Consider the following 1,817-nt stretch of genomic DNA (forward strand, 5'->3'; position numbering starts at 1 on the left):
GTTTTCCTCCGGGCGGGGGGGCCGGATGTTGTTAAAAAGACAAGGGGGGGGGGGGGGGGGTCCGCGCCGGAGGCCCGGCGGGGGCGGGGGGCGACCGCCAATCCCGAGGGGCGCTTCGAGGCGGCCCGGCACGAAACCTTCGACGATGGCTGGCCGGCGGAGGGGGCGCCGCCCCTGCACACCGAGGTGACGCCGGAGCGCGCCCGGCACATCATCACCCGCAATGCCTCGCCGGACATCTCCTTCGATCGCTCGATCAATCCCTATCGCGGCTGCGAGCATGGCTGCGTCTACTGCTTCGCCCGGCCGAATCACGCCTATGTCGGGCTCTCGCCGGGGCTCGATTTCGAGACGCGCCTGTTCTCGAAGCCGGATGCGGCGCTGCTGCTGGAGCGTGAGCTTTCGGCGCCGGGCTACCGGCCGCGGACCATCGCGCTCGGCACCGCGACCGATCCCTATCAGCCGATCGAGCGCGGCCACCGCCTGACTCGGGCCGTGCTGGAGGTGCTGGCCCGCTTCCGTCACCCCGTCGGCATCGTCACGAAATCGAACCTGATCCTGCGCGACCGCGACATCCTCGCGGAGATGGCGGCCCAGAATCTGGTGAAGGTGGCGATCTCGGTGACCACCCTCGACCCGGATCTGGCCCGCCGCATGGAGCCGCGGGCACCGCATCCGCGCAAGCGCCTGGAGGCGATCCGCCGTCTGAGCGAGGCGGGCGTGCCGGTGATGGTGCTGACCGCTCCCGTCATCCCCTCGCTCAACGACCACGAGATCGAGGCGATCCTGGAGGCGGCCCGGGCGGCGGGGGCGCGGGAGGCCGGCTATGTCCTGCTGCGCCTGCCGCACGAGCTCGACGACCTCGTCGGCGACTGGTTCTCGGAGCATTATCCGGGGCGCAAGGATCACGTCTTCTCCCTGCTCAGCGGAGCACGCGGCGGCAAGGTCTACGACGCCGCCTTCGGCACGCGCATGATCGGGCAGGGGCCCTATGCCGACTTGATCCGGCGCCGCTTCGCTTTGGCCAAGCGCCGCCTCGGCTTTCCCGAAGAGCCGGTCCGCCAAACGGTGGAGCTGTTCCGCAGGCCGGCGGCGGTGGGGGACCAGCTCGCGCTGTTCTGACGGCGCCTGACGAGACGCTGCCTCACCCCGTCTGGAACCGCCCGGTGAAGCTCACCCGGTGGTGCGGGCTGCAGCCCTGGGCGGAGAGGCCCGCGAGATGGACGGCGGTGCCGTAACCAGCATTGCGCTCCCAGCCATAGGCCGGATGACGCGGCGCGAGCCGGCGCATGATGTCGTCGCGCAGGGTCTTGGCGATGATGGAGGCCGCCGCGATCTGCGGAACGAGGCGGTCGCCCCCGATCACCGCGCGGCAGGTCTGGGTCAGGCCGGGGATGGTGTCGCGCCCGTCCACCAGCACGGGCGCGTCGAGCCCCAGGCGGGTGACGGCGCGGCGCATGGCGTCGAGGGTCGCCGCGCGCACGTTGATCCGATCCACCAGCCGGCGCGAACTCGCCGCGAGCGCGACCCGCGCATGGGACCGAATCAGCGGCGTCAATGCCGTGCGGGTCGCCTTGTCGAGGCGCTTGCTGTCGTCGAGACGGGCCAGGAGTTCGGGCGGGAAGGCGAGGGGATCGAACCAGACGGCGGCCACCATCACCGGCCCGCTCAGGGCACCGCGCCCGACCTCGTCACAGCCGATCACGGCGGGATAGGTCGCGGCGCGGGCGGGGTCGAAGCTGGTTCTTTTTAACATCTCCGGGCCCACAGGACCGGGGGAATACTGTTTATCGTTTTTTGCTTTGAAGAAACATAAA

Annotated in this window: 2 protein-coding genes; one reads left to right on the forward strand and one right to left on the reverse strand. The window is 70.4% G+C overall.

What is annotated here, in order from left to right:
- Nucleotides 1–1,122: PA0069 family radical SAM protein (locus MZTS_RS24650; RefSeq protein ID WP_192285955.1), on the forward strand; the 1,122-nt coding region annotated here is incomplete at its 5' end.
- A gap of 22 nt (nucleotides 1,123–1,144) precedes the next feature.
- Here the strand turns inward: MZTS_RS24650 and MZTS_RS24655 are convergent.
- Nucleotides 1,145–1,756, reverse strand: a complete 612-nt coding sequence (locus tag MZTS_RS24655) for a ribonuclease HII (RefSeq protein ID WP_192285956.1) — start codon at nucleotides 1,754–1,756, stop codon at nucleotides 1,145–1,147.
- Nucleotides 1,757–1,817: the final 61 nt, after the last annotated feature.

It is taken from the genome of Methylorubrum zatmanii, assembly GCF_014845115.1.
Classification (GTDB): Bacteria; Pseudomonadota; Alphaproteobacteria; order Rhizobiales; family Beijerinckiaceae; genus Methylobacterium; species Methylobacterium zatmanii.

What these genes read in the sequence shown, in the direction of transcription:
- MZTS_RS24655 (WP_192285956.1), bottom strand. Translation starts at nt 1,756, where the DNA reads ATGTTAAAAAGAACCAGCTTCGACCCCGCCCGCGCCGCGACCTATCCC.